This is a genomic window from Shewanella sp. 4_MG-2023, from assembly GCF_030548015.1.
Taxonomy (GTDB): domain Bacteria; phylum Pseudomonadota; class Gammaproteobacteria; order Enterobacterales; family Shewanellaceae; genus Shewanella.
Genome location: NZ_JAUORL010000015.1, coordinates 87,372 through 111,415, shown reverse-complemented (window position 1 = coordinate 111,415; position 24,044 = coordinate 87,372). Strand labels below are relative to the sequence as shown.

The 24,044-nt window shown below is 40.8% G+C and carries 25 protein-coding genes; 11 read left to right on the top strand and 14 right to left on the bottom strand.

All coding sequences use genetic code 11. From position 1 onward, the window contains the following. Nucleotides 1-998: 998 nt before the first annotated feature. On the top strand, nucleotides 999-1,391 hold the full coding sequence (locus Q4546_RS10505) for a PliI family lysozyme inhibitor of I-type lysozyme (RefSeq protein WP_102437255.1): 393 nt from the start codon (nucleotides 999-1,001) through the stop codon (nucleotides 1,389-1,391). Between the two features lie 154 nt (nucleotides 1,392-1,545). Here Q4546_RS10505 and Q4546_RS10500 read toward each other — a convergent pair whose 3' ends face one another. The 3 genes from Q4546_RS10500 to Q4546_RS10490 all read right to left on the bottom strand — a co-directional run bounded on the left by Q4546_RS10500 (nucleotide 1,546) and on the right by Q4546_RS10490 (nucleotide 3,937). Beyond that, the gene (locus Q4546_RS10500; RefSeq protein ID WP_102437257.1) at nucleotides 1,546-1,890 is read right to left on the bottom strand and encodes a hypothetical protein; all 345 of its coding nucleotides are present in this window, start codon (nucleotides 1,888-1,890) and stop codon (nucleotides 1,546-1,548) included. A 254-nt stretch (nucleotides 1,891-2,144) separates the two neighbouring features. Further along, the gene (locus tag Q4546_RS10495) at nucleotides 2,145-2,567 is read right to left on the bottom strand and encodes a CBS domain-containing protein (RefSeq protein WP_102476614.1); all 423 of its coding nucleotides are present in this window, start codon (nucleotides 2,565-2,567) and stop codon (nucleotides 2,145-2,147) included. Between the two features lie 338 nt (nucleotides 2,568-2,905). Beyond that, nucleotides 2,906-3,937 carry a Glu/Leu/Phe/Val dehydrogenase gene (locus tag Q4546_RS10490; RefSeq protein ID WP_076537679.1) on the bottom strand — a complete coding sequence of 344 codons (1,032 nt, stop codon included), beginning with the start codon at nucleotides 3,935-3,937 and terminating at the stop codon, nucleotides 2,906-2,908. A gap of 261 nt (nucleotides 3,938-4,198) precedes the next feature. Here Q4546_RS10490 and Q4546_RS10485 point away from each other — a divergent pair, with 261 nt between their 5' ends. Beyond that, nucleotides 4,199-4,645, top strand: coding sequence for a DUF4826 family protein (locus tag Q4546_RS10485; RefSeq protein WP_102437261.1), 447 nt, complete (start codon nucleotides 4,199-4,201; stop codon nucleotides 4,643-4,645). Nucleotides 4,646-4,768: 123 nt separating this feature from the next. Here the strand turns inward: Q4546_RS10485 and hisIE are convergent, their stop codons facing one another. The 8 genes from hisIE to hisG form a co-directional block, all read right to left on the bottom strand. Then, the gene (gene hisIE, locus Q4546_RS10480; protein ID WP_102476615.1) at nucleotides 4,769-5,392 is read right to left on the bottom strand and encodes a bifunctional phosphoribosyl-AMP cyclohydrolase/phosphoribosyl-ATP diphosphatase HisIE; all 624 of its coding nucleotides are present in this window, start codon (nucleotides 5,390-5,392) and stop codon (nucleotides 4,769-4,771) included. A 23-nt stretch (nucleotides 5,393-5,415) separates the two neighbouring features. Beyond that, on the bottom strand, nucleotides 5,416-6,189 hold the full coding sequence (gene hisF, locus Q4546_RS10475) for an imidazole glycerol phosphate synthase subunit HisF (protein ID WP_102437265.1): 774 nt from the start codon (nucleotides 6,187-6,189) through the stop codon (nucleotides 5,416-5,418). After that, complete coding sequence (gene hisA, locus Q4546_RS10470) at nucleotides 6,171-6,908, bottom strand: 1-(5-phosphoribosyl)-5-[(5-phosphoribosylamino)methylideneamino]imidazole-4-carboxamide isomerase (RefSeq protein WP_102437267.1); 738 nt, start codon at nucleotides 6,906-6,908, stop codon at nucleotides 6,171-6,173. Before hisA ends, hisF begins: the two co-directional genes overlap by 19 nt. After that, nucleotides 6,905-7,543 (bottom strand): imidazole glycerol phosphate synthase subunit HisH, encoded by a 639-nt coding sequence (gene hisH, locus Q4546_RS10465; RefSeq protein ID WP_102437269.1) that lies wholly within the window; start codon nucleotides 7,541-7,543, stop codon nucleotides 6,905-6,907. The genes hisA and hisH overlap by 4 nt, the downstream gene beginning before the upstream one ends. Before the next feature lie 9 nt (nucleotides 7,544-7,552). After that, complete coding sequence (gene hisB, locus Q4546_RS10460) at nucleotides 7,553-8,620, bottom strand: bifunctional histidinol-phosphatase/imidazoleglycerol-phosphate dehydratase HisB (RefSeq protein ID WP_102437271.1); 1,068 nt, start codon at nucleotides 8,618-8,620, stop codon at nucleotides 7,553-7,555. A 126-nt stretch (nucleotides 8,621-8,746) separates the two neighbouring features. After that, nucleotides 8,747-9,814, bottom strand: a complete 1,068-nt coding sequence (gene hisC, locus Q4546_RS10455; protein WP_303446242.1) for a histidinol-phosphate transaminase — start codon at nucleotides 9,812-9,814, stop codon at nucleotides 8,747-8,749. Nucleotides 9,815-9,837: 23 nt separating this feature from the next. After that, complete coding sequence (gene hisD, locus Q4546_RS10450; protein ID WP_303446244.1) at nucleotides 9,838-11,124, bottom strand: histidinol dehydrogenase; 1,287 nt, start codon at nucleotides 11,122-11,124, stop codon at nucleotides 9,838-9,840. A 26-nt stretch (nucleotides 11,125-11,150) separates the two neighbouring features. Then, the gene (hisG, locus tag Q4546_RS10445) at nucleotides 11,151-12,050 is read right to left on the bottom strand and encodes an ATP phosphoribosyltransferase (protein WP_102437275.1); all 900 of its coding nucleotides are present in this window, start codon (nucleotides 12,048-12,050) and stop codon (nucleotides 11,151-11,153) included. A 611-nt stretch (nucleotides 12,051-12,661) separates the two neighbouring features. Between hisG and Q4546_RS10440 the strand changes: the two genes are divergently transcribed. The 8 genes from Q4546_RS10440 (at nucleotide 12,662) to rnd (ending at nucleotide 21,633) form a co-directional block, all read left to right on the top strand. Continuing rightward, nucleotides 12,662-14,587: an ATP-dependent DNA helicase gene (locus Q4546_RS10440; RefSeq protein WP_303446241.1), complete on the top strand. Its 1,926-nt coding sequence runs from the start codon at nucleotides 12,662-12,664 to the stop codon at nucleotides 14,585-14,587. 147 nt (nucleotides 14,588-14,734) lie between these two features. Continuing rightward, complete coding sequence (gene tsaB / locus Q4546_RS10435) at nucleotides 14,735-15,442, top strand: tRNA (adenosine(37)-N6)-threonylcarbamoyltransferase complex dimerization subunit type 1 TsaB (protein ID WP_102437279.1); 708 nt, start codon at nucleotides 14,735-14,737, stop codon at nucleotides 15,440-15,442. Between the two features lie 127 nt (nucleotides 15,443-15,569). Next, nucleotides 15,570-15,968, top strand: coding sequence for a hypothetical protein (locus Q4546_RS10430; RefSeq protein ID WP_102437281.1), 399 nt, complete (start codon nucleotides 15,570-15,572; stop codon nucleotides 15,966-15,968). Further along, complete coding sequence (locus Q4546_RS10425; protein WP_102476618.1) at nucleotides 15,961-16,647, top strand: M50 family metallopeptidase; 687 nt, start codon at nucleotides 15,961-15,963, stop codon at nucleotides 16,645-16,647. The genes Q4546_RS10430 and Q4546_RS10425 overlap by 8 nt, the downstream gene beginning before the upstream one ends. 165 nt (nucleotides 16,648-16,812) lie before the next feature. Continuing rightward, on the top strand, nucleotides 16,813-17,589 hold the full coding sequence (locus Q4546_RS10420; RefSeq protein ID WP_241901057.1) for a class I SAM-dependent methyltransferase: 777 nt from the start codon (nucleotides 16,813-16,815) through the stop codon (nucleotides 17,587-17,589). Nucleotides 17,590-17,632: 43 nt separating this feature from the next. Next, nucleotides 17,633-18,547 carry an alpha/beta hydrolase gene (locus Q4546_RS10415; RefSeq protein WP_102437287.1) on the top strand — a complete coding sequence of 305 codons (915 nt, stop codon included), beginning with the start codon at nucleotides 17,633-17,635 and terminating at the stop codon, nucleotides 18,545-18,547. A 230-nt stretch (nucleotides 18,548-18,777) separates the two neighbouring features. Continuing rightward, nucleotides 18,778-20,451 (top strand): long-chain-fatty-acid--CoA ligase FadD, encoded by a 1,674-nt coding sequence (fadD, locus tag Q4546_RS10410; protein ID WP_303446240.1) that lies wholly within the window; start codon nucleotides 18,778-18,780, stop codon nucleotides 20,449-20,451. A gap of 69 nt (nucleotides 20,452-20,520) precedes the next feature. Next, a complete protein-coding gene (gene rnd, locus Q4546_RS10405) occupies nucleotides 20,521-21,633 on the top strand; it encodes a ribonuclease D (protein ID WP_303446239.1) in 1,113 nt (370 codons plus the stop codon). A gap of 117 nt (nucleotides 21,634-21,750) precedes the next feature. Here rnd and minE read toward each other — a convergent pair whose 3' ends face one another. Genes minE through minC form a run of 3 tightly spaced genes read right to left on the bottom strand, consistent with a single transcriptional unit; the run spans nucleotide 21,751 to nucleotide 23,517 of the window. Next, the gene (minE, locus tag Q4546_RS10400; RefSeq protein ID WP_076537720.1) at nucleotides 21,751-22,011 is read right to left on the bottom strand and encodes a cell division topological specificity factor MinE; all 261 of its coding nucleotides are present in this window, start codon (nucleotides 22,009-22,011) and stop codon (nucleotides 21,751-21,753) included. Nucleotides 22,012-22,013: 2 nt separating this feature from the next. Then, the gene (minD, locus tag Q4546_RS10395) at nucleotides 22,014-22,823 is read right to left on the bottom strand and encodes a septum site-determining protein MinD (RefSeq protein ID WP_076537724.1); all 810 of its coding nucleotides are present in this window, start codon (nucleotides 22,821-22,823) and stop codon (nucleotides 22,014-22,016) included. A 28-nt stretch (nucleotides 22,824-22,851) separates the two neighbouring features. After that, entirely contained in the window at nucleotides 22,852-23,517 is a 666-nt protein-coding gene (gene minC, locus Q4546_RS10390; protein ID WP_303446238.1) for a septum site-determining protein MinC, read from the bottom strand. Nucleotides 23,518-23,639: 122 nt separating this feature from the next. On the opposite strand from minC, the gene Q4546_RS10385 reads away from it, so the two are divergent. Next, a complete protein-coding gene (locus tag Q4546_RS10385; protein WP_102437293.1) occupies nucleotides 23,640-23,918 on the top strand; it encodes a YcgL domain-containing protein in 279 nt (92 codons plus the stop codon). The last annotated feature ends 126 nt before the right edge of the window (nucleotides 23,919-24,044 follow it).

Below are 24,044 nucleotides of genomic sequence, written 5' to 3'. Positions count from 1 at the left end.
TCTATTGAAGGTGATATTAGATTATTGAGGGTAAATACAAATGACTAAACCTCGAGAGATATCCATTTCAAACACATATCGGGGCATAAATGTGTTACAATCACTAACTTTATACTTCATTTAAATTGGCTCAGTTACAGCAGGCCATTATTCCAGTCTAATCCATTGCCTGCCGCAGGCTTATGTGCAGATGCATCCAAGACACGCCGTGAACACATCCCTGTGGGCTCTGCGAAAACAAATAACATCCATGTTAAACGGCCAGTTAGGCATCCATGCCTCTCGCTTAGAGCGTTTCACACTGTGAAACTTCGCCATGTTTTGGTCATATTTGTTCCCTACAAATAATGACATTCCCTCCATCCTTGGCAGTCAGAAGCTCGCTGCTGCATCTACACTGGAATTATTCTCTCTTCGATTTGACTTTATTTGTTGCAATTAAAAAGCTAAAAATACCAAGAATCTAATCAGCTAAAAGACTCAATATGAATTGAGGTCATCGAGAAAAGCCGTGAGCTTGGCATGGATGCCAAGCTAGCTTTCGCGGTGCATGGATGCACCATCGGAAGCGCTAGCATTTTTGAATAAGACCGAAGCAGTCTACAAACGAAGTCAGAAGCTGGATCAATCCCCGTCGAAAATCATGCGTTTTTCAGCATTTTTCGTTGGGGTGCTGAGGGGTTGTTAAGGGCTTCTTTTGTAAAATGTGTGCGCTTTCCCCCTTGACTCTGCTCTTTGCAAAAGAAGGGGCGAAGCGCCACGACGTTAATCCAAACGGAGTTTGGAAATTAAGTGAAATCCAGCGTTATAAATCTGCTGTGAACTCAGTACCGCGACGTTGATTTATTCAAAATGGCTATGGGGCATAAACGCTTTAGCAAGCTAATATCTGCCATCAAAAGTAAGTTAGAAAGTTACTATCTAGCTTGAAAGAGATCTTGCTCTAAGAAGTCTAAACAACTGCTATAGTTAAGTTTACTGACTGATATATAGGTGACATGATGAAGTTAAAATTAATGATGTTAATAAGCGCTGTGCTTTTGTTCCTTGCTAGTCCTTCCTATGCTAAGGATGGTTATCAGATATCCACCTCAACTAGCGGCACCTTTATTAAAGCGTATCCACTGGATAATAATCAAACGGTCGTGATTGCAGAAGGGCGGCTTGAACCACGATCAATTGGTACTATGAGCATTAAATTATATGCTGACTTAAATGTGGGAGATTTTATTGATGGGCTGATTATTGCCCGAGATGGCACCATATTGTCGGTGGCTATTGAGTCTGAACCGCTTCGCAAAATAACCATTACCACAGTAACTGCAGGTAGCGGTAATTATGAAAACACGCAGCTGGTTTGTATCAATAATGACAGCTTGTCATTATGCTAATAGGGCATTTACGGCCTTTATTCCTATGTTGTATTCAATGAATGAATGAATAAATAACCAAAAAGCCACTTAAAGTGGCTTTTATTGTGTGGAGAGATAGATTTTAGCAGCCTTGTTAATTTAACAAGTCAAAGGCACACTAGCCAATAAGCCTCTAACTCATCCAGTAAAGCCCTAAGCTTGCTAAACAGGCGAGTAATACACTGGCTTCAAAAATAATTTTACTGCTTAACAGCTTGGTTTTACCTTCTTTCAAATTGGCAATCAATTCGTTTTGCTTGTACACCCGACAGGTAAGCTGTTCAGTTTGGGGATCAATAAGCAACTGCAACATGCAAGGTTTGCCATTTTGTAGCTTAATTTGGTGAGTACTACGTTGACCAAAGTTAATTTTGCTTGAAACCACTTTGTCGTTAACTAATACTCGCTCAACACCACTCCAGTCACTGGCATGCAACTCAATTTTCTCTTGATTCAGCTGATATGTAAAACTTGTCATGACCTACTCCTTGGCTGCTAAAGCTACCTTAAGATAAGCAGACAAATATGACGTTTTCCAGTTTATCAGATGAACTATTTTTGAATCTTAGACTATGTACTTGTTGAGATAAGGAAAATATTTTCTATTTCAAAAGCTGACAATACTTGTATATTCGGCGTAATACAGGGGGCCACACTTGAGATTGGTAATGATTTTAACCTCAAGGGGCGAATAAGTGGAGAGTGATATACCTGCAATCACTAGATGCCTTTTTAAGCGGCGCTGCAGCCTAAATGACAATAATGAGATAGCAGATCTCGCCAGCTTACGATTCCAATAAGCTGTTGGTTTTTAAGTACTGGTAAACAAGTTATACCTTCAGTTAGTAATATTTGTGAGGCTTGTTCAATTGTTATCTCTGGCCCTATGGTGATCGGATGGTGTGACATTACCTGATGAACTCGTTTTTGCAGTGTATCAATGTCGCGGGTTAACTCGGCAGCTGTGCCTAAATTGGGACTTATGGCGTTAAATAAATCTTTTCGTGATAAAACACCTGCAACTTGATTATGCTCATCCTTCACCACTAAATGATGAAATGGCATATTATCAAAAATGTTTTTAGCGATAGTTATTCTGTCATCCATTTCAACAGTGACAACTCGAGGACTCATTACATGTTCAATTGTTTTCATCGCTTCCTCCCATTCCTTTATTAAGTTATATCAGACAATTGCAGCGACAACAAATATCAAATTAAGATACAGTTTATGAGGTTAAATTCAGCTACTTTGAGGTGTACAGTTCAAAGCTTTCAAAGCTTATTTCTGAGTTATCGCTGAGTTAACAGCTGAGTTTAAACAGGAATTGAAAGATAAATTTAAAATTGATTCAAGATGGGTATAAAGTTAATTTATTGACCTGTCAGAAGTCGGAAACAAAAAGAGCACCTTAAATAGGTGCTCTTTAGCAATTAATGTGCGTTTAAGTATTTTTACTTAATCGGCTGCTATTAAATCAACTGCGCTAACAGTTACTTTGCGCCATTAATAATGGCACGTGCCATATCATCAGCAACATCGCCTGTGGTGCGGTTTTCTGCATCAGCTTGGCTAAATATTTTTAGAAGCGTGTTGTAGATTTCTTCAACTTTTTGAGTTGATTTAGCTGCATCATAGTCACTTTCAAACGAAACATTAATGATACCGCCAGCATTAATGACATAGTCAGGGGCGTATAAAATTCCCATGTCTTTTAATGTTTCACCATGGCGTACTTCTGCTAATTGGTTATTGGCACAACCTGCAACAATCGTTGCTTTTAATAACGGGATAGTCGTGTCATTGATAGTGGCACCTAAAGCACATGGCGCATACACATCAACATCTTGAGTATAAATGTCTTGTGGAGCAACCACTGTCGCGCCAAATTCAGTCGCCACTTTATCAAGTGATGCTTGATGAATATCAGTTACGATTAATTCAGCGCCTTCTTCATGCAGGTGTTTACATAAGTAATATCCCACATGACCCACACCTTGAACTGAAATTTTAAGGCCTTTTAAGCTATCAAGACCACGTTGATGTTTTACCGCTGCTTTAATGCCAAGGTAGGTACCTAAAGCAGTATAAGGTGAAGGATCACCACTTTTACCTTCAAGGCCTGCCATGTATGGGGTTTCTTCATGAGCAATCATGATATCGGCTGTGGTTACGCCAACATCTTCCGCTGAAAAATATTTACCGCCAAGTGTATGAATACAGCGGCCAAAAGCGCGGAATAACGCTTCACGATCTGTAGTTTTAGGATCGGCAAGGATCACTGACTTACCGCCACCCATGGTTAATCCAGCAAGTGCATTTTTATAAGTCATACCACGTGAAAGACGTAATACGTCAGTCAGTGCTTCATCATCTGAATCGTAGTTCCACATACGACACCCGCCAACTGCTGGCCCAAGGTTAGTATTGTGAATGGCAATAATTGCTTTTAAGCCACTTTCTTTGTCGTTACAAAACACGACCTGTTCGTGTTCATCAAACGAGACATGATTAAATAGAGCCACTTGTGATCTCCGCTGTGCGATTTATTAGTCGTCAACCACTGCTGATTAACGACGGCTTATGATATTTATTGCAGAACGATAGCATTTAGCGATACTCTCAACAAAGTTAGATTCATTTAATTTTGTGATCTACGTGGCAATTTTGCTTGCCACTTTACGTAAACGTAAACTTTTTAATCGTTTCGTAACATTTTGAGCTGAAAATGAGTGCAATTGTTGAATTAATGATGACAACAAATAACAATAAAATAGGAAGGTAGTATGAGTGAATCAGTGGCTGAGCCGACAACTGCGCAACAAGATCCTGAGCAATTAAGACAGGAATGGGTAAAAACACAATTTCAAAAAGCGAACCGATTTCTCGCTGAAAAAGGTGTAATACCATCAAAAGTCATTGCTGATGAAAGCCGTTATTTAGTGCCTTATTTAGCGATTTGGAAAATGGAGTCCAAGCAGCCAACTAAGCAAACATTTTGGGTGATGTCTGGTGATTTACCGTCTGATTATGTTGATGTTAAAGTTGCTGCAACTGCCCGCGATGCGATTCGTCATTTTTCAATGATGTGGCAACTTAAAGCAGAAAACCTACATAAGTCAGGGGTGACCCGAGATGAAACTCAATTGAAGTTTGCTAACTTATTAGTGTCTCGTGCTGAAAGTCTTTATAAGATGCATGGTGATGAAAAACTATGGGCTGATCAAGCCTAGCAGCTATATTTTAAAACGCCGTAATTAGCTGTTTTTAATAAAAATAACAAAGGCACTTGATAGTGCCTTTTTTGTTGCCTAATCTGCAGTAAATAATTCACGCTATAGAAAGTGGCTTATCTACTACTTACTATTTAGATGACGCAGCATTAGGTTTTGGTTTACCTGTGCCATTGATAGCTTTTGATCTTCAAGTAACACGATTAAGTGATACATTAGATCTGAAGCTTCATTGATCAATTCTTCTTTATCATTAGTGGCTGCCGCTAGTGCTGTTTCTAAACCTTCTTCACCGACTTTTTGGGCAATTCGTTTGGTGCCACGCTCAAATAAAGATGCGGTATAACTTGATTCGGCGCTTTGGCCTTTGCGAGAAATAATCACATTGGTTAAGTTATCGATAAAGCTATGGGCATTACCATCTTCCCAGCAGCTTTCTGTGCCGGTATGACAAGTTGGGCCATTAGGGATGACTTGCACAAGCAAGCTGTCTTTATCGCAATCTTGATCGATGGCGACTAAATCTAGGGTATTGCCTGAGGTTTCACCTTTTGTCCACAAGCGCTGTTTTGAGCGACTAAAAAAGGTGACTTTGCCTGTTTCAAGGGTTTTAGCCAGTGCTGCTGGGTCCATATAACCTAGCATCAAGACTTTACCGGTAAGGTGGTTTTGCACTACAGCAGGAATTAAGTTTTGTTGTTTTTCCCAATCTAACTTACTGCCATCAAAGGTAATTTGTGTTGTCATAGTGTTCTCTGTTGTTTTGTAAGTTATAGCCTGATCGCGATCTTGTGCTGGGCTAGGTATTGTTTTAATTCATTGATATCAATAATGCCTTTATGAAACACACTCGCTGCAAGGGCGGCATCGACATTCGCTTGTTCAAACACCTCTTTGAAATGTGCCATGGTGCCAGCACCGCCGGATGCTATTAATGGTACATCACATATGGCTCTGACGATGCTCAGTTGTGTAATGTCGTAACCACCGCGCACACCATCTTGGTTCATTACATTTAAAACAATTTCACCACAGCCACGCTTTTGTACTTCTTCAACCCAATCTTGGGTGTACCATTGGGTGTCTTTAGTGGCGGCTTCATCACCAGTAAATTGCTTTACTTTATAGCTGTTTGAGTCGGCGTCATAAAATGAATCAATGCCAATCACAATACATTGACGGCCAAACTCATCTTGAAGCCTTGATATCAAGCTAGGATCTGTAAGCGCTGGCGAGTTGATGGAGATTTTATCTGCGCCATAGGCCAGCATTTGCCGAGCTTGCTCAATGGTTTTAATGCCGCCAGCGACGCAAAACGGAATATCAATTTGCGCAGCAACCCGGCTAACCCAGGATTTATCTATGACCCGTTCATGGGCACTGGCGGTAATATCGTAAAAGACTAATTCATCGGCGCCTTCTTGGGCGTAACGCGCAGCAAGGGGCTCAATATCACCGATAATTTCATGATTACGAAATTGCACTCCTTTGACCACTTGGCCATCGCGCACATCAAGGCAAGGTACTAGGCGTTTGGCCAACATGTTATTGCCTCCTCAACGGTAAAGTTTTGAATAAGTAGTGCTTTACCTATGATAATACCATCGGCGTTACTGTCTCTCACCGCAGCGACATCATCAAGTGAGGCAATGCCACCTGATGCTTGCCAGTTGATGTCAGGGTAGGTGGTTGCTAGCTCTTGATAAAGCTCATTGTTAGCACCTTGAAGGGTACCATCACGGCTAATATCAGTGACTAAAGCATGTTTAAGGCCAACGGTTTTAAATTCACTGACTAAGGATTCAAGTGATTTCCCGCCACCAGTTTGCCAACCAGAGACTGCAACAATTTTCTCGCCTTGCTGGTTAATATTGACATCAAGTGCTAAACAAATGGCTTCGCTACCGTATTTTAGCAACCAGCTTTTAACTAATGCTGGTTCTTTAACTGCGAGAGAGCCAATAACGACTCGTTTAACTCCTAGCTCAAGCAGCTCTTTAACTTGCTGTTCGCTGCGAATACCGCCGCCAACTTGTATGTCGGTGCTCAGGCCCGCTACTAATTCACCAATGAGTGCTATTTGGCGTTTTTCAGGGTCTTTCGCACCAGTTAAATCAACAATGTGTAATAGCTTTGCGCCTTGGTCTTGGTATGACTGTAATTGTGCTAATGGGCTTAAATTAAAAGTGGTTTGCTGGGCATAGTCACCTTGGTACAAACGCACTACTTGGCCATCAATTAAATCGATTGCTGGAATGATCATGCTGGTTTCCCCATATTTAGGAAATTTTGTAATATTTTGGCGCCGACATTGGCGCTTTTTTCTGGGTGAAACTGGACCCCAAAGAAATTGTCTTTGCCAATGGCGGCGCTAAACTTTTCACCGTATTCTGATGTCGCGATGGTGTATTTATTTATCGGTGCCTTAAAGCTATGGACAAAGTACACGTAACTGCCATCTTCTATCCCTTCAAATAGCGGATGATCTGACACGCTTATTTGGTTCCAGCCCATATGAGGTAGTGGTAGTCCTTTACTATCAAGATGATCAATTTGTGTTGGGATTAAACCAAGGCAAGTAATATCATTGTCACTGCGGCCTGCTTCTGAGCGGCCACCGTGTTCGATAGACTTGTCAGCCATCATTTGCATGCCAAGACAAACACCCATAACCGGTTGCTTGAGCTGTTTAATAACCTCAGTTAAATCACGATTATTGAGGGCATCCATAGCAGCGCCAGCTGTTCCTACGCCAGGCAGTACTACTCTGGTGGCAGCTTTGATAACCTCATGATCACGTGACACGATAACGTCGGCATTTAAGCGTTCAAAGGCAAAGCGCACCGAGCTTAAATTGGCGCAGCCAGTGTCTAAAATCACAGTAGTGTCAGTATTCATACTCACTCCTTACAGGACGCCTTTACTTGATGGCAAAATATCACCTTCAACTTTCACGGCTTGACGAAGGGTGCGGCCCAGCACTTTAAATAAAGCTTCCACTTTGTGGTGATCATTGTCGCCCGTGGTGCTGATATGCAAGGTGCATCGAAGGCCATCAGCAAATGAGCGGAAGAAATGCGGTACCATTTCTGTGGCCATCTCACCGACCATTTCACGCTCAAAATCAGCATTGAATTTGATAAAAGGACGACCTGATATATCCATTAAACACTCACCACTGGCTTCATCCATAGGCAGACTGAAACCAAAACGGGCTATACCACGCTTATCACCTAATGCTTGGCGCAGTGCATCGCCAATGGCAAGGGCGGTGTCTTCTACGCTGTGGTGATCATCAATTTCTAAATCGCCATCAACAGTGACGTCCATTTTGAAATTACCGTGGGTTTGTATTTGATCAAGCATGTGGTCAAAAAAGCCAATGCCGGTGTTGATAACGCCTTTACTGGTGTCATCTAGGTTCACATTGACTCTAATGTCAGTTTCTTTGGTGGTTCTAACCACTTCTGATGTGCGGCCTTTATTGAGCAGTGCATCGGTAATAGCTAACCAATCTAAGCCATCGCGCTGATATTGAAAGCTGGCAATACCCATGGCATTAGCCAGTTCAATATCTGTGTGGCGATCGCCAATAACAGCAGAGGTCGTAAAGTCCACTTTACCTTGGGTTAAGTAATCTTTGACTAAGCCAAGCTTGGGTTTACGACAACTGCAATTGTCAGCATCAAAATGAGGACAGATAACCACATCATCAAATATCACCCCTTGGCTCGAAAAAATGTCCATCATCATGTTATGTGGTGCATCAAAATCAGCTTGTGGAAATGAGTCTGTGCCTAAACCATCTTGATTAGACACCATGACTAAGCGATAGCCCGCTTTTTGTAGCTTAAGCAGAGAAGGGATAACCTGTGGCTCAAACACCAATTTGTCTAAACGATCGAGCTGTTTATCTACTGCTGGTTCTTCAACTAAAGTACCGTCTCGGTCGATAAAGAGTATTTTCTGTTTCATCTTACTTCCTTCAATTTTTATCATTCTGTTTCGCAGGACGTTAACGTCTTAATTTAATGCGTTATGAGTAGCTATTTATCCAGCGATTATATTTTTAATAGGGGTTGAGCGTTTTTTGTATTTAGTTTAAGAGTGAGTTTTTAGCGTTCTGAACATAGTGATTAATCTATCGGTATCGGCTGGTGAGCTAAAACTAAAACGAATACGCGAAGCAAGTCTGTTGTCTTTGTAGGCTCTTGCGACAATGCCCGCTTGTTTTAGTGCGACGGCGACCCGTTCTACATCCTCAAATTCCGCTAAGATGAAATTGCCATTGGCAGGTAATACCTTGGCGCCAAACTCAGTTAAGGTTGCGGATAATCTATTACCTTGCACTTTTAGTGCTTCAACCTGTTGTTGCATCAAGGAGATACCATTTGCGGATAAGGCTTTTTCTGCCACTTGTTGAACAGGTAAAGGCACCGGATAGGGCGCGATGACTCGCATGATTAAATCAATGATGTCGGTATTTGCCATTAAGAACCCACAACGTGCGCCAGCCAGTGCAAAGGCTTTTGATAATGTTCTTAACACCACTAAATTAGGGTACTTAGGGAGCAGGTCTGCAACAGAATATTGGGCTGAAAATTCAATGTAGGCTTCGTCAATCACCACAATGGCATTAGGCATAGCAGCAATAGCGGCTTCAATGGTGTCTTTATCCATGATGGTGCCAGTGGGGTTATTCGGATTACAAATAAACACCAGTTTGGCATTCTCGACTTGCTGGGCAAAAGCATCAGGTAACTGATAATCTTTGGTCAGCGATAAGTTGGTGATGCCAATATTGAATGTTTTAGCACTGATGGCATACATGCCATAAGTGGGGCCAAAGCACGCAATACTATCAACCGCAGGAACACAAAATGCTCTTATTAATAATTCGATAGCTTCATCAGCCCCGCGGCAAGTGACAATTTTATCTGCGCTCACTTTTGAGTATTCAGCATAAGCATTAATCAAACTTGCTGGCTGGCATTCAGGGTAACGGTTGAGCTTATCAAGTTCATTATTGTTAAATGGCGACTCGTTAGCGTTTATCCATACATCACCTTGACCGCCAATACGCCTTGCACTTTCGTAAGGCGTTAACTCAAGCAGTTCTGGTCGTGCAAGTCTGGCTGCTATTGGCGTATTCATCGAATTAGTCATCATCCTAATCTCACTTCACTTTTATTTCACAGGCTGTTTAAACGTATGGCAACGGCTTGCTTATGGGCATCGAGTAATTCATTTTCAGCCAATACCATCACTGTCTCACCCAAGCTTTGTAATCCTTGGGCGCTCAGTTCTTGTACGGTAAAGCGGCGGCTAAAATCTGCAAGGGATAAGCTTGATACAGAGCGGCTATAACCGTATGTCGGCAGTACATGGTTAGTGCCGCTAGCATAATCACCAACAGATTCAGGGGTATAAGCACCCAGAAACACGCTACCTGCGCCGCGAACTTGTTTTAGAACTGCACGTGGGTTGTTGGTTTGAATGATTAAATGCTCCGGCCCATATAAATTAGACACTAAAGCCGCTTGCTCAATATCATTCACAATAATACTGCGACTACAGCTCAGTGCTTGAGCTGCTATATCACTGCGCGATAAGGTCTTTAATTGAGACTCAAGCGCCATATTAACTTTTTCAGCTAACGCCATAGACTCAGTAACTAACATAACTTGTGAATCAGGGCCGTGTTCAGCTTGTGATAATAAATCTGCCGCAACAAACGCAGGCTCAGCGTCTTTGTCGGCAATCACTAATACCTCTGATGGACCTGCTGGCATATCAATAGATACACTGCAGCGACCATCTTGGGATACTAAACGTTTTGCTTCAGTCACAAAGCGATTACCAGGGCCGAAGATTTTGTCTACTTGAGGAATACTTTCAGTGCCAAAGGCGAGGGCGGCAATTGCTTGTGCGCCGCCAACTTGATAAATCTCAGTGATGCCGCATACTTTTGCTGCGTAAACAATGGCATCATTAATTGGTGGCGGGCTAACTAAAACCCGTTGTTGGCATCCAGCAATTTTTGCCGGCAGCGCTAGCATCATTACAGTGGAAATCAACGGCGCACTGCCGCCTGGAATATACAAACCCACATTTTCAATAGCTTCAGAGCGAAGCTCGCAGCGGATCCCTGGCTGAGTTTCAACATCAATAGGGCTAAAGGTTTGTGCCTGATGAAAGCGTTCAATATTTTCTGAGGCCACGGCAATGGCTTGCTTCACCTCATCAGATACGCGGGCGCAGGCGGCATTAACTTGCTGCTCAGTTAACCCTAAGGTGTCGACTTCAACGCCATCAAACTTTTGATTAAAGAGCGTTAACGCTTGATCGCCGTCTTTAACCACAGCATTAATTATGTCGCGCACGGTTTGCTCAACACTATAATCACCAATTAATGGCGAGCGAGCTAAGGCTTGTTGCTGCGCCTTAGCATCAAGCTTGGTCCATTTAAGAATTTGCATTTGCTGCTTCACATTTGCCATAAAGGCTACCCCGCCATTTTTTCAATTGGCATAACTAGAATTGAACTTGCCCCTAAGGCGGTTAATTCTTCCATCGTGTCCCAGAATAAATCTTCAGTGCTGACAGCGTGAACAGCAACTCGATTGCTATCATCGTTTAATGGCAGCACAGTTGGGTTTTCAGCGCCCGGTAATAAAGCCACAATTTGATCTAATGTTTCAGTTGGCGCGTGTAGCAGGATATATTTACTTTCGCGAGCGCGAACCACACCATTCATGCGTGATAATATTTTATCGATAAGTGCTTGTTTAGCAGGCACTTGCTCTTGTGCTGATTGGATAATACAAGCCATTGAACGGTAGATAACGTCAGTTTCGTATAAGCCGTTGGCTTCAAGGGTGGCACCAGTTGAAACCAAGTCACAGATCCCGTCAGAAAGGCCTGCACGTGGTGCGACTTCAACTGAACCTTTAAGCATACAGTCACTGTAATTAATGCCTTTTTCTTGCATATAACGACGTAGCAGGTTGGGATAAGAAGTGGCAATACGTAAACCTTCTAAAGAAGTGGCATCTTGGTAGCTAAATTCATTAGGCACCGCCAGTGATAAACGACAAGCACCAAAATCAAGTTCGCGTAATTTAACGCAATCTGATGGTTTACCCAGTGATTGACGCTCTATTTGTTCTTCTTCTAGAACATTCTCGCCAATAATCCCTAAATCAACCACACCATCCATAACTAGACCCGGAATATCATCATCACGTACCCGCAATAAATCGATTGGCATGTTGTCAGCGTGCACAATCAAGCGCTGCTCATTAACATTGAATTTAACGCCACAGCTTTTTAATAGCTTTTGAGACTCTTTTGAAAGTCGGCCAGATTTTTGGATTGCGATACGTAGTCTGTTATTTTCGCTCATAATGAAGCCTCTAATAAAATTGATATAAAAAACAAATATTTAAAACCTAAAACTAAAAAACCCCTGAAATTTCTTTCAGGGGTTTGGGTATTTTGTCCACCGCCTGAAGGAAATAGTCCTTCGGCAGTTAGCATCCGAAGGCTACCGCATATGGTGATGATGATGATTTGTATTGATTCGGATGAACATAATAAATTCTCTTTAAATTAACGTATGTAATTTTTTTACAACCTATTTTGCGACAGACTGTAATTTGTGTACAAACACGTTAACCGCTTTTAAGTTTGTTTGCAATACAGAATAAACACATATTTTGTATTTTTTTGAAATAAAAAATATATCTTATATCAGGCTGATGATTACATGGTTTTTAGGCGTTTATTTGTCCAGTTTGTATATACAAGTTAATGATAAACATTAGTTTATGTAAAGCTAAGGATTTTATCGATATTTAAAAAGGGCTGTAAAATAGTGAGCCTAGATTACTGTTCGAATAGCAACTTTAAATTGATAAATTGATAAATTGATAGGCAAAGATTGTTACCCAAGCGATTAAAATAGATAATAAGCCACATATAAGTTGCTTACTATCAATGCTGAAAGAGTCAAATGTGACCACTCGATTACAAAAAGAAGTACAACTGGCTTTTTCGCCAACTGGCGCATTAGCGAGAGGGATCCATTCCTATCGCCCAAGACAAAGCCAATACGATATGGCGCTGGCGGTGAGCGATGCTATAGATCAAAAGCATAATGTGATCCTTGAGGCTGGTACTGGGGTGGGTAAAACATACGCCTATCTGATCCCGGCGTTATTAAGTGGCAAACAAATTATCATCAGCACTGGCAGTAAAAACCTTCAAGAGCAGTTATTTTTTAAAGACTTACCTTTATTACTGAAGATGTTTTCAGTAGCGCCCAAAACCGCCTTATTAAAAGGCCGTAGTAATTACTTATGCCAATTAAAATTGGACAAAAACTTACAACATATTAGCCAGATGCCACCGAAAGTGGTTGATGAACTCATTAAAATTAATCAATGGGCCAGTGTGACCAAAGATGGTGATATTGGTAACTTGACCGCTGTGGCTGAAAACTCAGCCACCATTGCCACAGTAACCAGCACCAAAGAAACTTGTACCGGTAAACGTTGCAGTTTTTATGATGATTGTTTCAATCGTAAAGCCAAAATAAAAGCACAAGATGCCAAAGTTGTGGTGGTGAATCATCACTTGTTTTTTGCCGATCGTTTATTAAAAGACACTGGCTTTGCCGAGTTATTGCCCGATGCTGATGTGGTCGTTTTTGATGAGGCACATTTGGTGCCTGATGTTTGTATTAATTATTTCGGCCAACAAATTCCAACCAGAGAGCTAGACAGATTACTTCATCGTATCATTGAGGTCTATCACAACGAGCTGCGCGATACCATTCAGCTTGAGCAATTAAGTCAACGTTGTTTAATCAAATTGGCTTCGTGGCAAAATGATTTGATTGATGCTGATGTTTCTGACTGGCGACAGGTTATTTCCAATAAATCACTTGCGAGTTCATCTTGGGAATTGTTGAAAGAATTCAATTTATTAACACAGGTTATTACCGAACACGTCGGACGAAGTGAATCTTTAGATGACATTGTAGTGAAGTTATCGACACTGGTGGCTAATCTTTATAGTTACTTTGAATGCAATGACAGTAATGCAGCTTATAGTGTTGAGCCCAGCGGGCAGCATACTATGCTACGGATCTCGCCGATTAATATTGCTAAACAATGTCAGCAATTATTTGATAAGCAAACCCAGTGGATCTTTACCTCGGCGACCTTGCAGGTTAATCGCCAGTTAACGCATTTTGCGGATGAAATGGGTTTATCGAAAGCCAAGCAAATGATTTTAGATAGCCCATTTGATTACCCCAATCAAGCCATGTTTTGCGTGCCGCGCCATTTAGCGAAATCAGGCCAGTCTGCAGCTAATGTTAATCAGCTGGTGGATGTTTGTATTCAAGCCATTAATGCGGCCCAAGGGCGAACGTTTATTTTATTTACCAGTCACCAGATGTTGCAGCAAGTGGCTATCGCATTACAAAGGCGAGTGCAATACCCCTTGTTAGTGCAAGGCTCGGCCAGTAAACAAAGTCTGTTAAACAAGTTCAGGCAACTCGGTAATGGGGTATTACTTGGCACCAGCAGTTTTTGGGAAGGTGTCGATGTAAGAGGGCGGCTACTTAGCTGTGTGATTATTGATAAGCTGCCGTTTGTTTCACCTGATGATACCTTGTACCGCGCCCGTGCAGCTAATGCTGAACGCAGTAATAAAGATCCCTTTGCCAGTATATCTTTGCCCCAAGCGGTGATCAGTTTAAAGCAGGGTGTAGGAAGGTTAATTCGAGATGAGAAAGATCGCGGGGTGTTAATATTGTGCGACAATCGCATCGTAAACAAAGCTTATGGTGAAGCTTTTATTAACTCGTTACCGCCAATGCATCGCACCCGAGATTTAGATAAAGCGTTAAGCTTTTTAAAAAGCATCCCATAAGTTATTATACTGCAGTTGATGATTTAGCTGACTCAGTGCCGATACAATGCCTTGCAGGCTTTAGGTTATTTAGCTAAATCACCATACTCAGCATTAGTTAGCCCAGCATTTTTTCCATAGTTAATGGTAAGGTAAACACGTTTTTACATGACTCAACTTCATACAGATTTAACGATTCTCGCATTAGATACTTGCACTGAATCTTGTTCAGCGGCTTTGTTACATGACAACAAACAGTATAATCGCGTGTTTGATGCACCAAGAGAGCATAGCCAACGTATATTACCTATGGTTGATGAGGTGCTAACCGAAGCCGGCATTAAAATTTCAAATGTAAATTTAATAGCCTATGGTCGTGGACCTGGCAGCTTTACCGGTATTCGTATTTGTACCAGTATGACTCAAGGCCTCGCGCTTGGTCATGATATTCCCGTGATTGGAGTATCAACCTTGGCTGCAATGGCGCAAATGGCCATCGAAACCGAACAAGCTGAACAGATATTTTGTGCCATTGATGCCCGTATGAGTGAAATTTATTGGGGACAATTTATTAATGTCGACGGCATTGCAACGCTAGTGGGGGCTGAGCATGTTTCTAGCCCTGATTCAGTTGACGTTATTTTAGATAAGCAAAAGCCAATGCATATTTGTGGCACTGGTTTTGTAGCCTATCCAGATTTATTAAATGATGTAGCGAAAAAACAGGCGACCCAGATAACATTACCCGACGCATCAGCTATGATTAAGTTAGCTATAAAAGCTCATGAGCAAGGACTTGCGACCTCAGTGGATGAACTTGCACCTGTGTATTTACGTGACAAAGTCACCTGGAAAAAATTACCTGGTCGTGAATAAATAACACCATGAGTTTACAGCAGTGATAGGGAGCTATTGTCAGCTATCACTGATGTAACAGATAAGGCCGATTGGGTTGCCATTGTCAAATGCGCCATAATGGCTTTTTATAATAGGAGTGATAACAATGAATGCTTTTTTACATACTTCAGTTCAGCCTTTATCCTCCTATAATCCCAGCAATATTAATGGGCATAAAAACGTTTCAGCTATCTCAACTAACGCTGTTGTTAAGCTTTCTGCATTACAAAATCAAACTCAACTAACTAATCAAACAGATACGCTTGATGCCGTTAAAGATGACAGCAAACAGTTACCGGCGCTAACTAGCGCAGAATTTGATTCCAAGCTTGATGCTAAATTGCAATACGACAATGACATGGCGTCAGCGACAAGAGATAAGCCATTCAAAGACCATTGTCAGACATTGGCCAGTGCTGGTGCGATACAAGAATATTTAATAAACCAACATTCTGCGCAACGAGAACATATTCAACAAATGGTAGGAATAGATTTATATGCATGATGCGCGACCTAACAAGTTATCCGCTATCCCTTCAAAAGGTCGCTTTTTTCTCGAACTATTATTTGCCTTTTTAATTACCAAACTGCCTTTCATTAGTATTCCATTCAAATGGTTTGAAAGTTATTTCCATGAAATATCTCATGGCATAGCAGCCATCTTATCTGGCGGCATAGTCACTAAAATCCAGTTGTTTCCCAATGGTGCAGGCCTTTGTTTTACTCAAGGCGGTTTTGCGCCATTGATTACTTTTTCTGGCTACCCCGGTGCTGCCTTGTGGGGCTATATGATTTTCTTGCTAGCCACTTGGCGTGCAGGGATCCGCTTTACCTTAGGCATTTTAGGAATAACCGTTATTGGTTCATTAATCCTGTGGGCACGGGATCTACTCACCATCGGCATATTAATTTCACTTGCGGTGGTATTCTTATTACCTCTTAAATTTGATCATAATGCTTTACTTAATAGCCTATTAAGGGTCATGGGATTGATGATTGTCTTAAATGCCATGGCGAGCCCTACGGTACTATTTCGAGTCGTAGGCCAAGGGGATGCAGCTAAACTGTCGCAACTGACTTGGATTCCTGCATGGATATGGGTGATTATGTGGCTGATATTCAGTTGTTTTATGTTATGGATGTGTTGGAAAAGAGTTGACGACAAAAAGCTGCCAATCGGCTAAAGTGATCGACTTAGCAACCTTTGCCGTACCAGTTGCTGATATTTTCGAGACAATTTCTTCAGGGAGAAGACAATGAAACGTACGTTATTATTATCTACCGCTATTGGGCTTAGCGTTTTAGGCTTGTCTGCTGTCACTAACACAGCAATAGCTCATAACCATGGCATGGCTGAAAATACACAGGCTGTTAAGGTTAACCCGCAACTGGCTGCAGCCGTCGCCAGTGATTTCAGAACCGAGAAAAGTAGCGCACGGGATAAATACCGTAACCCATCAGAAACTTTAACATTTTTAGGTATTCAACCTGATGATACCGTGATTGAATTATGGCCTGGCGGTGGCTGGTATGCGCAAATTTTAGCACCATACCTAGCTGATAAAGGCCATTATATTGGTGCGATTTTTGAGACCAACCCAAAAGAAGACACTAAAAGAACCCAGTATTACGCTAAAGCCGGTAAAAAGTTTGAAGCTTGGCTTGCTGAAAACAAAGCGGTATTAGGCAATGCTTCAACAGTTACATTCCAGCCGCCAGCATCATTAGCTTTAGGGGATGATAACAGTGTTGATTATGTACTGACTTTCAGAAACCTACATAATTGGGCTGGGCAAGCGCAATTAGAAAATGCCTTCACTGCATCTTATAAAGTGTTAAAAGAGGGTGGTGTGTTTGGTGTAGTAGAACACAGATCAAACCCTGGAATGTCATTTGAAAGCGGTTATATGGATCAAGCTGAAATGATTACTCTAGCTGAAAAAGTGGGCTTCACTTTAGCGGCAACCTCTGAAATTAATGCTAACCCTAAAGACACCAAAGATTATGAGAAAGGGGTTTGGACTTTACCACCGCGTTTAGCATTAAAAGAGCAAGATAAAGACAAGTATCTTGCTATTGGTGAAAGCGATCGCATGACGCTAAAATTCATCAAAAAAGCTAAGTAATCTTAAGTTAGACATTCAGATAAAAAGAGTCAATTACGTGCTTATGAATGAGTCAATTGAACAATCGCTGCCAGTTGAAGAAGTCGATTTTCAATTGGCTCATATTCGTTTAAGCGCCAAACGCTATGGCTGTAAAAATAAGCCTATTTTATTGGCTTTACATGGCTGGTTAGATAATGCTGATAGCTTTGAACCTTTAGCTAAAGCGTTACATACTCAGGGTATATTAAGCCAATTTCAACTACTCGCTATTGATTGGCCAGGTCACGGTAATTCACAACATAGACCTGGTAGTTATCCACTTCATTGGCTTGATTATATTTATGACTTGGATGAATTAATCAATCAAATAAGCCCTTCATCCCCCCTCAACATCATTGGACACTCTTTAGGTGGTATTATTGCTGCGGCTTATAATGCTTGCTTTGCACACAAAGTCGATAAGCTCATTTTGATTGAAGCATTAGCACCGTTATATGAAAAGCCAACCCATGCCCAAAAGCGGTTGATTAATAGCTTTCAACAGCATAATCGTTTTAATGGCGCTAAATCATCGATGGCAAACATAGCAATAGTTAAGCAAAGCTTTACCCTCGACAGGGCGGTTAATGCCCGTCATCAGTTAACTGGCCTTGATAAAGTATGGTGTGAGTTAATCATTAAACGTAATGTTGAAATTAAACATCAGCAATTATGTTGGAAAAGTGATCCCCGCCTTAAGCTAGACTCACCTTATCGTTTAACCTTTGAACAGGTTGACGCATTAATGAGCATGAGCGATACCCAGTGTTTATTAATATTAGGCGAGCAGGGCTTTAAGCAGTTAAAATTAGCTTTACCTCAAGCATTATCATGGTTTAGTCGCCTATCCCATATACAAATTGAAGGTGATCACCACCTACATATGGGTAGTGCAAAGCTTGTGTCCGATAAAATTAGAACTTTTATTCTAAGTTAGTATCTTGTTGTGGTGAAATCACTAGGATTTTTATTTCATTTATGTGATTATGGTCCGAATTTAAACGGCCGTATGATTTTATGGCTAAACAATAAAAATTAACGCAAACAACTTTGCTGCGACTAACAATAATAAAATTTTACGCTAGTTTTAAAGAGCAGTGATTTTTAGACCTTGCCAATATTGAAGGGCTCCTTCATAGCAATGGGCTAATTAAATAGGAGAAAATTGTGGACCATCCTTGGATTAATAATTTACCAGAAAATGTACCAGCAGAAATTGACTCTGAACAATTTACCTCTTTGGTAGACATGTTTGAAACAGCAGTGTCTAAATATGCTGATCAGCCTGCTTTTATCAACATGGGGGCGACATTAACCTATCGTAAGTTAGAAGAAAGAAGTCGTGCATTTGCTGCCTATTTACAAAACGAACTCAAGCTTGAAAAAGGCGATAGAGTCGCGTTAATGATGCCAAACCTGTTGCAATACCCTATTGCACTGTTTGGTATTTTACGTGCAGGGATGGTAGTGGTAAACGTCAATCCACTTTATACCCCAAGAGAACTTAAACATCAGTTAGTCGACTCTGGCGCTAAGGCTATTGTGGTGGTATCTAATTTTGCCCGCACCCTTGAAGAAGTCGTTGCAGAAACACCGGTAGAATCTGTGATTATCACCGGGCTTGGTGATCAGCTTAGTGCACCTAAACGCACCCTAGTTAACTTTATTGTTAAATATATCAAAAAGATGGTGCCTAAATATGATTTGCCACATGCATTATCTTTCAGACAGTCGCTTACCAAAGGTCGCCGTTTACAATATATCAAGCCTGAGATAACCACTGATGACTTATCATTTTTACAGTACACCGGTGGTACCACAGGTGTTTCTAAAGGCGCAATGCTAACTCACGGCAATGTGGTCAGTAATGTCTTGCAAGCTAATGGTGCCTATTCGCCAGCCTTAAAAAATGGCTCAGAGTTTGTGGTTACCGCTTTACCGCTTTATCACATATTTGCATTAACTGTTAATTGCCTATTGTTTTTACACAAGGGCAGTAAAAACTTACTTATTACTAACCCAAGAGATTTGCCAGCATTTATTGGTGAACTTAAGAAATATCCATTCACAGCCTTAACTGGGGTTAATACCTTATTTAATGCCTTAGTGAATAACGAAGATTTTAAAAGTTTAGATTTTAGCCGCTTAAAGTTCTCAATTGGCGGTGGCATGGCGGTACAAAAAGCGGTGGCTGATAAATGGCAGGCCATTACCAAAACGCGCCTGTTAGAAGGTTATGGTTTAACCGAGGCATCACCACTAGTGACCTGTTGTCCTTATAACCTCGAAGGTTACAATGGCTCAATTGGTTTTCCTGCTCCTTCGACTTTCATTCAAGTCCGAGATGATGACGGTAAGGTATTAGCCCAAGGTGAAACAGGTGAGTTATTTGCTAAAGGCCCTCAGGTAATGAAAGGCTACTGGCAACGCCCAGAAGAAACTGCCAAAGTGATTGATAAAGATGGTTGGTTAGCCACGGGTGATATTGGTTACATGGATGAGCAAGGCTTCTTTTTTATTGTTGACCGTAAAAAAGACATGATTTTAGTTTCTGGCTTTAATGTTTTCCCTAACGAAGTGGAAGACGTGGTGGCATTGCACCCAAAAGTGGTTGAAGTTGCTGCTGTTGGTGTTCCAAATGATGCAAGCGGGGAATTAGTTAAGATTTTTGTCGTTGCAAAAGATAACACTGTGACTGAACGCGATCTCATTAAGCATTGTCGCCAACATTTAACAGGATATAAGGTACCAAAACTGGTAGAATTCAGAGATGAGTTACCCAAATCCAATGTAGGTAAGATTTTACGACGAGAACTTCGAGACGAAGTTAAATCAGCGTAAAGTAAAGCCGGCAATAGCCGGCTTTTTATTAGCTTTATATTGGTTAAAAAGATAAAATTGGAGCGTATTTTGTTATCGTTTGAATATATCAGCGACCCAGAAAGTTTAGCGAAATTAGTAGCACAGTATCAGCAAAGTGAATTACTTGTGCTTGATACCGAATTTGTTAGAACACGAACTTATTACGCAAAGTTAGGGCTTATTCAAGCCTATGATGGTAAGACGCTAGCGTTGATTGATCCCGTTGCCTTAGCTGATTTATCAGCATTTTGGCAGTTATTGTCAGATACGAATATCACTAAACTTGTTCATTCATGCAGTGAAGACTTAGAAGTGTTCGCGCGCTATGGTCAATGTCAGCCAAGTCCCTTATTTGATAGTCAAATTGCAGCGACCTTTACAGGCCTAGGGCATGGTTTAGGTTACGCGAAACTGGTTAATACCTTTTTAGATATCGAAATAGATAAAGGTGAATCACGCACCGACTGGATGAAACGTCCACTGACTGATGCACAACTGCAATACGCTGCAAATGATGTGTTTTACCTTTACAAGCTTTACCCGCAATTGTTAGCGAAAATACAACAATCTAACCGTATGGATTGGCTACTTGAAGAAGGTGAGCGCATGACAGAAGGGCGTTTAACTCCGCCTGATGAAGAGCTTGCTTATTTAAAAGTGAAAAATGCGTTTCAACTATTTCCACAGCAGCTCGCTTACTTAAAAGTATTAGCTACTTGGCGCTTACAAAAAGCGTTGAAAAAAGACTCAGCCCTTGGGTTTATCATTAAAGATCATGCCTTAATTGCATTAGCTAAAAAACAACCTAAGACAGTGATTGAGCTTAATCAGCTAAATGATCTAACAGAGCATGAAAAACGCTTTCACGGTAAAGAACTGATTAAAGTGTTACAAACTGCTGACTTAAACAATCTGCCTGAAGCAGTAGATGTAATCGCTCTGAAAAATGGTTACAAAGCCTCATTTAAAGAAGTGAAAAATATTCTTATTCAAGTGGCTGAGCAACATGACGTTGCTATTGAGTTTATCGGTTCTAAACGTTTAATTCATGAGTTTTTAATGTGGTTGTACAATAAGCAACCTGCAGAAAAACCATTGTTATTAAAAGGCTGGCGCGCCAAGCTAGTAAAAGATGCCCTAGTTGCAATCAAGTTTAGCTAAATAGACACATCAAGTGTAAAAATTGTTGCTACAAAAAAGCCAAGAGTAAACTCTTGGCTTTTCTTTACGCTCTGTGACTAGAGAGTATTTTTTACAAGCTCAGGTACAAACTCAGGCTTATTTACCTTCAGGTAAGGTCACATTTAGTTCTAATACAGATAGGTTTTCATCATTTTGTTCTAATTGAACCGATACCTGATCTTCAGAGATATGTACATATTTTCTAATGACTTCAAGGATCTCTTGTTTCATTTTCGGAAAATAATCTGGCGCGTCACGTTCACCACGTTGGTGCGCAACAATAATTTGTAAACGCTCTTTAGCTGTGACCGCTGTGTTGGTTTTTTTGTTACTTTTAAAGTAGTCGAGTATAGACATAGTTAGCTACCAAATATCCTTTTTAGGAATCCTTTTTTCTCTTCTGTCAGAAATCTAAATGGTACTTCTTCACCAAGTAAACGTTGTACAGTATCAGCATAAGCAAGACCTGCATCACTTTCGTCATCGATAATTACTGGCACACCAGAGTTTGAAGCTTTTAGCACTGCTTGTGACTCAGGAATGACCCCAAGTAATTTAATTGCCAAAATCTCATTCACATCTTCAACACTGAGCATTTCACCTGTTTTAACTCTAGCAGGAGAATAACGTGTTAGTAATAGAAACTCTTGAATAGGTTCTAAATTTTGTTCAGCTCGACGTGAACGGCTTTGCAACATTCCCAAAATACGGTCAGAATCTCGTACTGAACTGACTTCTGGGTTGGTGGTAACAATAGCAATATCAGCAAAATACAATGCCATCATTGCGCCTTGCTCGATTCCTGCCGGTGAGTCACAAACAATATAATCGAAATCTTTGCTTAGCTCTTCTAATACACCACCAACGCCTTCTTTAGTCAGGGCATCTTTATCACGTGTTTGTGACGCGGGTAAAATAAACAGTTTGTCACAACGCTTATCTTTGATTAATGCTTGATTAAGATTGGCTTCACCATTGATCACATTGACAAAGTCGTAAACGACTCGTCGCTCACAACCCATAATTAAATCGAGGTTTCGTAAACCGATATCAAAATCAATGACGACTGTTTTCTTTCCTTTCAAGGCTAAGCCAGTCGCTATTGCTGCGCTTGAGGTTGTTTTACCAACACCGCCTTTTCCTGATGTGACAACAATAATCTGTGCCATGTTGTTATATATCCTTTTAAGTTGCCACTTACTGTGGCAATGATTCAACCATGAGTGTTTCGCCATTTAAGCGAATGCAGCCGCGTTGGTCACTGCAGTTTTGTTGCAAATGCTCAGCTAACCAATACTGCCCAGCAATAGAAACGAGTTCGGGGTCTAATGCATTGGCAATAATAATACTATTAACATCGCCAGACGCCCCGGCCATTGCTTTGCCACGTAATGCACCGTATATATGAATGCTACCATCTGCAATGACTTCTGCGCCATTGCCAACCGCACCAAAAATGACTAAATCAGCATTTTTTGCGTAAATTTGTTGTCCTGAACGGATATTTTGCTTAACTATTTTGGTTTCTTTTAATGGCGCAGGCATACTTTTAGCTTGTTTGCCTGATTTAACCACTGCAAGGCCTAATAGTTTGGCTTGGCTACTAATGCTTTCATTTGCTGATGTTACACCCACTATAATGAGTTTGTTATCAGTAAGAAGTTGTTTTAATGCGGCTAAATTAATGTTTTCTTGCTCAATTGCACTTAAATTTAAGATTAACGGTGCACCAATAAAAAACTGTGGCGCTTGGGATAATTTACTTTCTAAGTCAGCTGCAATAGCGTTGAAATCATGGGTGTTGATATGGAGTACTGAAAGCGTGAAAGAGGTAGCTTTTAACTCGAGACTTTGTGTGGCCATCCAGGCTTTACTCTCCAAAAAATGTCAGTCTAAGAACTGAATTACAATTAATTTAATCATTGTCCATGTTATAGTGTGCGTTGTTTACTATCAAGCAAGAAACAGAGGAATTTAACCCCAAGATGATTTGTACTGTATATAAAAGTAGTCGAAAAGTTGATACCTATTTATTTGTCGAGAAGCGTGACAATTTCGATGCCGTTCCTGAGGCTTTAATGAAAATGTTTGGCGTCCCCAAACTGGTGATGATGGTGCCTTTATTAAAAAGAACTGAACTTGCCATGGCCGACATTGAAAAAGTAAAAGCTGAGCTTGCTGACAAAGGCTACTATTTACAAATACCGCCCCCTGTTGTTAATTTACTGGCAGAGCATCGTAGAAGTTTAGGTTTAAATGACTAGCGATATTTTTTAAAATAGTTATAGTTTGTTTATGATATAATTATATATTTTACTATTCCGGTGCCTGCTAAAACGTGTTAACGTTTAGTTAATAAAAATAAGAATAGCAATGCTGAGTTAATTTAG